The organism is Paraburkholderia diazotrophica, from assembly GCF_038900755.1.
Lineage (GTDB): Bacteria > Pseudomonadota > Gammaproteobacteria > Burkholderiales > Burkholderiaceae > Paraburkholderia > Paraburkholderia diazotrophica_A.
The window spans coordinates 238,957-248,324 of sequence record NZ_JBBPEN010000011.1 but is presented as its reverse complement, the minus strand read 5'-3'; the positions used below and the strand labels follow the sequence as shown (position 1 = coordinate 248,324).

General features: G+C 58.4%; 4 protein-coding genes. All 4 read right to left on the bottom strand.

Annotation, left to right across the window (positions count from 1 at the left end; translation table 11 throughout):
- Positions 1-940: 940 nt before the first annotated feature.
- Genes AABE10_RS29390 through AABE10_RS29375 form a run of 4 tightly spaced genes read right to left on the bottom strand, consistent with a single transcriptional unit; the run spans position 941 to position 9,209 of the window.
- Complete coding sequence (locus tag AABE10_RS29390) at positions 941-2,206, bottom strand: TIGR02679 family protein (protein WP_342936701.1); 1,266 nt, start codon at positions 2,204-2,206, stop codon at positions 941-943.
- 25 nt (positions 2,207-2,231) lie between these two features.
- Positions 2,232-6,416 (bottom strand): TIGR02680 family protein, encoded by a 4,185-nt coding sequence (locus AABE10_RS29385; protein WP_342936700.1) that lies wholly within the window; start codon positions 6,414-6,416, stop codon positions 2,232-2,234.
- On the bottom strand, positions 6,409-7,692 hold the full coding sequence (locus AABE10_RS29380; protein ID WP_342936699.1) for a TIGR02678 family protein: 1,284 nt from the start codon (positions 7,690-7,692) through the stop codon (positions 6,409-6,411). Before AABE10_RS29380 ends, AABE10_RS29385 begins: the two co-directional genes overlap by 8 nt.
- On the bottom strand, positions 7,689-9,209 hold the full coding sequence (locus AABE10_RS29375; protein WP_342936698.1) for a TIGR02677 family protein: 1,521 nt from the start codon (positions 9,207-9,209) through the stop codon (positions 7,689-7,691). Before AABE10_RS29375 ends, AABE10_RS29380 begins: the two co-directional genes overlap by 4 nt.
- Positions 9,210-9,368 lie beyond the last annotated feature (159 nt).

Here is a 9,368-nt window from a genome sequence, read left to right as displayed (position 1 = left end):
TTCGACTGTCTGAGACACTGTGTCCATTCTCCCCAGTTTGTGGACACTGTCGGTCACTCGTGCCCGTTGCGGCCAATGATTGCATCTTCTACGCGGAACGTGGCGACGGTACAGATCGAACGCTTACTCTGGATCGGGCATCGCGACAAACAGCAAGCGATGTTTCAGAGCCAGTTGGGGCGGCTCGAATCCTGGTAGCGCAAGTTGGGTCACAGCAGCATGACAGGTATGCCGATAGGGGAACGTCCATTATCGTCAAACAGATGACGGCCCGTTCGTCACGCAAAAAACAACGCCCGACAGGAGTCCTCCTGCCGGGCGTTTGCATCGCGTGATAATGCGATCAGATATTGAATAACAGCGTCTCGACACGACCATCGTGCGTGTCGGGCGTGTTCTGCAGACGTACGTCGAACGTGTGGACCATCTTGCCGGTGAAGCTCACTCCCACTCGGTTGTCAATTGAGCCTTTCGGGCCAATGCCAGCGGGGGCTCGGGACGATCCGTGCAAACATGGTACCGTAAAGCGTACCGTTGCACGTCCAATCCTAGCGGCTTGCATTAAGGACGCCGTCACAGCACAAAAAAATTCCGTTGCTGTAGGCCGCCTGTCTGAGTCGGTCTATTGACGTCGACATATCGGTCAAGCGAGCCATACGTCGCCCCCCCAAAACGCTCCCCTGTCACTGACTGACGGTATCACGAATGGCAAAACGCCCGCAAACATCGATACCGTCAGCCGGTACCGTCGAAGTCGTGAATTGAGTTCGTCCCAGCAATTTCCACTATCTTGTGCAAGCAGTAATCACGGAACTGGCCGGTGCTGAGGGGCTCGTCTGCCAGTCAAAGGGTTACATCGAGTCTTGCTGCAGCGGCTGCGATCCATGGTGAGCGAAGTCTGGCGACACACTACTGTTTCGATGTCGTGACATTATCGCGCCTATCGCGCGCGACATAGATCTTGTAAAAGGGTTTCAACTACCGCTTCTTCCGCAATCGAAAAACCACGACAAGACATTGCCTCAGTTAGCACTGGATCCCATGATGCAATCACTGGCGCACCCGACAGATCTCGAACATCGTCCTCACTTCGCCGTGAAGCGGCCAACTCATAGTCTTCCGCATTAAAATGCCAAGATGACGCGACCCACTTTCGCCGAACAAAATTGGCAATTGACAAGCCAGCCCAATCAAAGTCGCCGTGATACACAAGCTGGGCGCCCGCGCCCACCAGTTGATTGAGCAAAACGCGCTGCGCGGCCGCGGGCATCCCGTCTGTGCAAATAAGCGGTGCACACGCCCTACCCAATCGATCTGCCGCAATTGTTACGACCTCGGGGTTTTCGCAGACGTAAACCATGCGATCTTTTACCGCCCACGCCGGTGGGCTTCTTACCAGCGATCGCAGCGACATGTACGATGGCTCACCGAAGCGTCCCGGTTGGCGCACGGCTCGCACCGGAACGTTCATGAATAAAGCGGGCCTGGCCAGTTCGTTGACAAAGACGCCCTGTTGCGCCCAGATCTCACGCGAGGATTCGTCGGGTTGGCCCGCATCCGCCTTGTTGAACGGCGAATCGCCGTCATCCGACTCGACAGCCTTCTGACGGCGACGGCATATGGACAAGACCAGTGTTGCGACTGCCTGCCCGTTATCGAGACTGTGCGCGTCACCAAGAACCTCAGCAGCAAGCTGCGCTCGCGGGATTCCGGATGCAGGCAAACGCGAAAGCACGGCGGACGCCCTCTGAAGCAGGCGCCGTGCGACCTGCAGGTCCCTCCTCGATAGCCGCTTGAGCAGACCGAGCGAACTGGGAGACGTAAGGAACTCCACTATTCTTGAGTCGTCTTCTGCTTTTTGCAGCTCAATCCAACGCGCCTCACTCTCAGCTTGCGCAAGCGCAGAAAGAATAGGTCCATCCAGGCGCTCCAATGCTTCCCTGAGAGACGCCGCAACACCACTCGACCTTAGCGCGGTGTCGACCGCGACGACATCGAGCGTAATCGATCGCGAATTGCTGACCGCTTTCCCGCTCAACAGCGCTAACGCCTCGTACTCGTGCGGCTGCAACCCTGTCAGCTTGACGATCGACGGAGATTGCTCAAGGGAAAGACGCGCATAGCGTGCCCGCATCCGCTGTCGAAGCCGGATAAGTGCTTCGCCCCCTAACAGGTTCTGTAGCCGCATGTCTTCGTTGTCGTTCATCGCTGTCAAATCCATGCTGGCATCGTTACCCAATAAGTCTTTCTGGCTCAGGCCCACGGCGTCGGGCCTTACCATCCCAGATCCATCTGGATACAAATACCGCGTCGACGCCTTCACGCCGCTGCAAGTGGCAGATGGCTACTCCTGGTAAAGTAGCGTAACAGGCCCATTCACGTTCGCTCGTAATAACGAAGTCCAGATCGAACTCCCTGATGAGCCCCATGCAATGTGCACGAGCGGGGTCGTCGATGCCCGCAAACGCCTCATCGAGCAACATCAGCCTCGGTGCGTGGGGATTGGTACTCTGACCATAGAAGCTGGCAATCGCGGCAAACAGCGGGACAGTCAAACCCAACGCGCGCTCACCACTGGAAGCGGGACCACTGAGCTTTTTCCACTGGCCTGCCTGCAGACGCTCAACCCGGAAACGGTGCCACCGGCGATAGTCGAGCGCACGCGAAAGCTGATCGAACAAGCTACCGGCGTTGTCACTCTCGCCCGGCAGCACAGCGAAATCTGCCCGATCGCGCTCCGCCTTAATCTGTAGGTGCAACATATTGCCGACCACCCGCCGATCCTCCATCGACCACAGGTCTGCGCTCGTGTTCAGAAGACGTTCGCGCGCAACATCAAGGCCAACAGGAGCACCTTCGAGTTCGGTCAACGGTTGCCAGAGCAACCTGTATCTGACACCGGTCGACGTAGGCCGCTTTTCCAGTTCTTTGTTGACGGCATTGACGTGTGTCTCAGCTGCCCGAAGCATCCGTTGTATCTCCGTGGCAATTTCGGCCTGAAGGTGATTCTCGAGGACTGCGCGCTCGTGGACGGACAGTAGCTCTCCCCGTTGGGCGATCTCGTCTGCAAGCCGCGCTGCAAGTTGGTCCGGTCGATCCTGCTTACCGTGAAAGATTACGTAAACGATAAGCCCCCAGTCGCTTGTCTCGGCAACAGCCTGATGACCTAAGCTGCCCAAGGTGCGTTGAAGGTCCATCAGATCTTCGCTGACACGCTTCTGCACCCGTGTCCAGCTGTTCTCATCGTCGGCGACGTCGACGAGTTCCTGCTCGATGCGGCGTGCGACTGTTAACGCCGCCTCAATTGTCCACGCCGTTGAGACGTCGGGAAGACCGAGCCGTGGCAACGCAGAGGAAAGCAGACTGCTTGCGGCGAAATGTTGCAACTGGACAACCGCGCGCGTTCGTGCCCCTATCTGGTCATCGAGTACGATTTGAGCGCTCTTCGCGCGCTCCGCAGCGGTCGCGCGACGTTCGCCAGCAGTGCGACGCGCGTCGTTAGCAGTGGTCAAAGCGAACTCTGCCGCCGCCACGCTCTCCTTTGCTGCGTCGAGTTTGACCAGGAGATTCGCTACTTCAGTTCCTATCGTGTCGCGAAGCGTCTCGAACCGAACGGCGGCTTCCTGAGCTTCCGCCCGCGCTTCGCCCCATCGTTCCAACGATTCCGAATGCTGCAGTTGCGCGTCGCGTTCGCGTGTTTCCTGCACCGCGAGATCGGGCTGCGCACGCCGGTAGTCGCGTGCCAAACTGACGATATCGTGATGTTTGTCGATGCAATAAACCAGGGCCTCTTCAACGCTTGCCAGTGCGAGCTCATCGGTCGGAAGACGGAGATCGGCAGCGTCTCTCCGCAACCGGTCCATCGCCGCGTGCCATGCCTGCTCTGCGTCACGACACTGTACTTCAGCCCTGTCCAGACGAGCGCGTGCTGCTTGCAGCGTCTGCGTCGCGACCGATACGGCCTGTAGGGCGTTGAAGAATTCCGTTTCAGCCGGTGCCGTTGACAGATCCAAGTCGGCCTGTCGTCGATCGGCAGCGAGCGTCTCAAAGGCCACTAGGACGTTTTGCAGACATACGTCTAACCTTTGAAGTTCGGCTCGGATAGCCTCAAGACGCCGCGCTCGCGCCTCCGCGCGTGCGCGCTGCCCAATGTACACCGCCTGTGCCTTGCTCCCCCGGCCAGACAACGAGCCAAGCCGGAATTTTCCGGACGGTGACACCCAGGTTTCACTTTCAGCATCGATCGTTGTTTCGTCTTTGGCGCATGCTACGCCTGACAGCAAGCGGTGAATGACATCACCAGAAATGGGGCCATCGACTGGACAATCGGGCTGCAACCAGTCCGCGAGACTCCGCACAACAGCAGGCCGAGACGCCCAATGCGTATCGAGCCACGGCTGCCCATCTTTGGCCTGGACAACACCATCAGCGGTGACCCAGGCATCCAGGAGGCCCGAAGCTTCCAACGCGGCCTCAATGCCTGCGCGCTGTGCATCATCGACATGTTTCCTGAAATCTACCAGCCGATAGAACGCGGCACCCTCAGACTCTGCCCGGGTCTGCTCGCCGCGCATGTAAGGTGCAGGAGGCATCGCGTCGCGTCCAGCGCTCAATTCGTCGCGCTCTACCTGTAGCTCCGTAGCTTGTCGCTCATACACCTTGCGCTGCTCGATGAGCGATGCCTCGTCGGATGCAAACTGTGATTGACGTTGCCGATGCGCGAGCTCAAGACCGGCTTTCGCCGGGTTCTGGGCATCCGGCTTCGCTACCCACTCAGCCAATGCAAGGATGTGCGGATGCGCGTCCCATGCGAGCTGGACCAGCTTTTCCGAGTGCGCGGTCCAGGCGTCAATGAGCGTCTGCCCCACCTGCTCTGCTTCCATGTCAGCTTCGGCACGCCGCGCCGCAGCCTCGACCATCTCTTCTTTCACGTCATCGACCGCGCGTTGAATCTCCTTCAAACGCATATCGGCCTGCTCCGCAGCGCGTCCACGTTGCCTAAGCGTCGCGATCGCTTCGCGACGAGCGGCGGTGGCGTTTCTGAGATCTAATGCCGCTGCGTCAAATTCTACGTCGGCAAGCGAGCCTACCTTTTCAGGCGTCCCCTTGGTCAGCGGATTGTCAGTAAATTCAGACGCAACGCCTGCCTTGAGAGCGTACGGCGCGCAATCGTTTCTGGCATCAGTGAACATGCGCTCGATTGAACGGACCTTTGCCACATAATCTTGCGTTCGGGCAGTCTCGTCGCGAAGCCGCCTTTGATTCACCTCACTTGCTTTTTCTTCTGACGCAAGGGCTCGCAACCGGCGCTCGTAGTCCCCCTTCGCATTTTGCAACCGGTTGGCGTCCTGCATGGTCGGATTCGACCGCAGCGTCTCCTGTCTGGCCCGTTCTGCATTTACCTGACTCTCTGCATCCTCGAACGCTTTCGCCGCACCCGCTTCAACCTCAATTGCTGTGTCCAGTGCAGCGTGCTCAGCGTTTCGCGACGCACTAGCGTTATCGAACTCCGTCTGCGCCTGACGCAGAACCCGCGCCTGGCGACGGCTCTGGATGCATGCGTAACGCTCGTAGTCGGTGTTGAAGCTGTCCACAGCTTTGTGCAGCGCCTTGATGTCATCAAGCTGCTGACGGTCTTCTTCGAGCTGGTTCAAGGAATCCGCGATATCGGTCAGCATATCAGCTGGCATCGGCGGGAGCGCCTCCGTGAGCGCATGCGAAAGCCCCGCTTCGTCCGGTTTGCGTGAAAGCTGTGGCTGGCGCAACTGGATCAACGTGTCCATCAGGGCGTCGTAGCGCTTTTCGCCGAGACTAAAGAGCTTCTCGTCGACCGCACGCCGATATAGCGTGGCATTGTCAAAGAGCTTGCCGTGACCTTCAATGGATTCGCGAAGTCGCTCTCGCGTCAGCGTATTTCCTTGCTGGCTAACGAGCTGGAAATCCTGGCTGATTCTTGAGCCATTATTCTCACCATTCGCGAGGATAAAAAACCATGCTTCGACATTGGGTTTTCCTTCTACAGCGGAGAGTCCCGCACCAAGCGTCACATAGTACAAACGTCCCTCGCAGTCGCGTCGACCGAACTCGATCCATGTGTAACCAATTCGGCGTTTGTATCCTCCAACCAGCAAGTTCCATGACATTTTCTTACCGCTGTCGCCATCGGGTTCGACTCGACTGGAGCGCAGGTTTGCGTCAAAAAGAAATGGCAACGTGAGCGACAGAACCTTTGATTTCCCGGTTCCGTTATTGCCACGGAACAGCAATCGGCCGTCGTGAAACCAGAACTCTTCCATGTCGTAGTGAAACAACTCGACGACCCCGAGACGCAATGGCTGCCATCTCTCAAGCACCGGCTCAGGTAGCTCGGCTCGGATCGCAGGAACAGATTTCTGGAAGAGATCGTCTTCACTCATTTTCAACTGCTCCAATTTGCGGCGGTTCGGAACCGCGTCTCGATTGCCTCACGTCGGTTTCACCGATGGCGAAGCGCGAAATAGCGGGCAGTGGACGAACAGCTCCGTCGACGCACTCGACAAGATGCAGGCAGCTTAGCCGTCCCAGTGCAATCGCCGCCAGTTCAGCTTCCGCGCCGGGCTCTCGCGCAGACTTGCGCCAATACCTCCCGTGGAGGTCCGTTGCTTCGCGAATGAATGCAGTGACGGCAGCGACAGTCGTGATGCCCGCCGTTTGGCCTTCTCTGAAGCGGGTTGCAAGGTATTCAGCGACAAGCAACGTGACGTGCCCTTCTGTCCCTTCAGCCGGCATCGCGATGTCCGTCAAAGTACCGTCATCCGTCAAAGCAAGCCCTTCGGCACGCTGCTCCGCCACGAGGCCCGTGGCATCGCACAACCGGGTCGCCATCGGGCCACGCTGATTGCCGAAATAATTCAACTCTTCGGCCCGAAGCGAATCGAGGTAAACAACCGGGTCGTCGAGAAGGCGTCGTGACAAGGCATGGCGAATCGCAGTCCGTCGTCCATCTTCGTTTTCCGGCACGTGCTCCGTCACCAGTGCGTGCAATCTCTCATCCAGGCTGACCGGGGCCTGCCCAGCAATCCATGTAGACGGTCCGCGAGCGGCGGCAAGCATTCCGGATAGCGCCCTGGGTTGAACGTCGTAGAGTGCATCTGCTTCGGAACCAGCTTGAGAATGAACGAAGTCATCCTCGTCTCCGGCAACGCGCGTCAGGACCCCCAAATCCAGCAGCAGTCGGCAAACAGCAACAAGTTCCCGACGTTCGGAGGCGCTTGCAAGCGCAAATGAGAAGCCCCGCCCAGTAATGGTAGTGTCCGCTGCTAATTCCATTACCCGCTCGCCAAGCTCACGCAGGGTCGTCTGCGAATCTGTCCGCTCCAGTACAGCGCACGCAAGACAAAGCAGGACATAGCGTCGCCGGTCGAAAGCAGGCAGCCCCCGCGTGGGGTCATTTGTGTTAGAAGGTCGCTTGTACAACCTCGCACCCTCACGCTCTACGACGAGGGACCACCCGGTTTCGCGCGCGAACCATTCGCGGAGTTTGTCCGCCTGCCGCCGAACAGACGCGAATCCGGGATGTGCCGAGCCAAGCAAAGGTCGCATCAGGATCGCACGCAGCCCGTTCTGGAAATCTTCCCGTTGCTGGCGTGCCTGCAATTCCCCAATTTGCCTGCTATCCGACGCGCTACGCGTCTCGCGAGGTGAAGTAGTCATTGCAGGCCAACCTCCGTTATGGTCAAGAGATGATCTCGGCCGCTAAAAACACCGTCTGGGGTGCGAACTTCAGCTTTGGAATCACTCGCCAGCGGCTCGAGACGTACCAGCAATAGTCCATCTCCCGTAAGCCGTTCGACCGGAACCTCGGGGTTTTTCTGCTCGCCTAGCGCTTCTCCCAAGAGTCCGAGAAACAGGCCGAAGGCGGCCGGGTCAAGCTCGCCCAGTTCTGACAATCGCATCGGCCGGCCAGTTGCCAGCCGTTGCCTAGCTGCCTCGACCTGCCGAAACTCTTCCGCGAACAGAGACGACAGCATCTCTCGCTCAGCAGCGCGGCTGCGAATTTTCGGGAGCGGTCCTCGCGGTGCCATCTCCCCGTATTCACGAAGGCGTGGGCTAATTTCGACGGGCGGCGCTTCGGCCCACGGCGTGTTTGCTGGAAGGTCAGCGTCCAGGTCCGGATTCATGACAAAATGCCTCGCCGGATTCAGCGCGAACGTCGCGCGCGCCATCCGGTGCGCGTCGTCCTCGGTCTCACATGCTGCAAACCAGCCGGCAAGTACCCGAAAGTCAGCCGATCGGTCGCTGCGACCACTTCGGCGGTCATTGATCGCTGCGATCGCCTGCAATAGTTGAGGGATTGCCGTGCGCGCTTTGTCTCTGAGCAGTTCGACTTGTGGACGACTATGCTCGCCGGGAAGGAACCAGCCGCGCAACCCTTTCCAGTGATCGAGCCATTCGCGCCATCGCCGCACTCGTTCCTGAGAAGCCTCAAGCTCGTCGCCAGGCGCTGCATCCTTCGCTTCCCGCTCTGCCACGTGCTGCAACGCTGCATTGATGCGCGGGGCAATCTGCAAAATCAGGGAAGAGATGCCGTCGGACCGGCGTACCAAATCGCCAAGGAAACGCTCAAGATAGTCAATGAGGCGCCTCTTGTATGCCGCCACAGCAGCCGCTTCGGCCTGTTGCAATTCCAGAGTTCTTGCAACCCCGGCCATGAAGGCCTGCGCATTGTCGGCGAGCTTTTCGAACACCTGTACGAGGTCGCGCAACACCTCATGCACCTTTGGCACGTCTATATCACCGTGCGTATCGAGCAGGGCTTTCAACATGCTGAGCCGAGACGCGATATCCTCGAGCGCAACTGACTGCAGTTCGGCACGCCTACGAAGGCTGTTGCTGAACGCCACGAGCGCTGTTTCGATAGCTTCACCACCAGCCGAGAGGCGGTAAAGAAATCGGGCCCTATAGAAGTCACTCAAACTTGAAACGCGAGCAGTATCCGGCTGCGATTGAAGATTGCCCCACTCCGTGAGCTGCACTAGTGCCGCGTTGACGTCCTCAATCCTCGGCACACCGCTAGCCCATGCTGCCTCGAAAAGCACCTCGTCTGGGCGCAACTGCAATCGATATTGCCTTTTCGCGGCAGCGAACAAGTCGAGGATGTTCCGGTAAAGAAGTGCCTTATCCGCAGTTACGTGACGGAACAGCGCTGCATTATCGACAACAGACTGCATGTCTTTTCTCCTTCGATCAGCAAACACCGCGGCATATTGGATATGGGCCAAATCGATGACAACAGAGACTGGCGCTTCCGAAAATCACGTTATGACAAGCAATGGTCGCGGGAGAAATCGCCACGCAGTTTCATCCAGGCTGCACAGCGTGCCCCGCAG

What these genes read in the sequence shown, in the direction of transcription:
- AABE10_RS29390 (WP_342936701.1), bottom strand. Translation starts at nt 2,206, where the DNA reads ATGAACGACAACGAAGACATGCGGCTACAGAACCTGTTAGGGGGCGAA.
- AABE10_RS29385 (WP_342936700.1), bottom strand. Translation starts at nt 6,416, where the DNA reads ATGAGTGAAGACGATCTCTTCCAGAAATCTGTTCCTGCGATCCGAGCC.
- AABE10_RS29380 (WP_342936699.1), bottom strand. Translation starts at nt 7,692, where the DNA reads ATGACTACTTCACCTCGCGAGACGCGTAGCGCGTCGGATAGCAGGCAA.
- AABE10_RS29375 (WP_342936698.1), bottom strand. Translation starts at nt 9,209, where the DNA reads ATGCAGTCTGTTGTCGATAATGCAGCGCTGTTCCGTCACGTAACTGCG.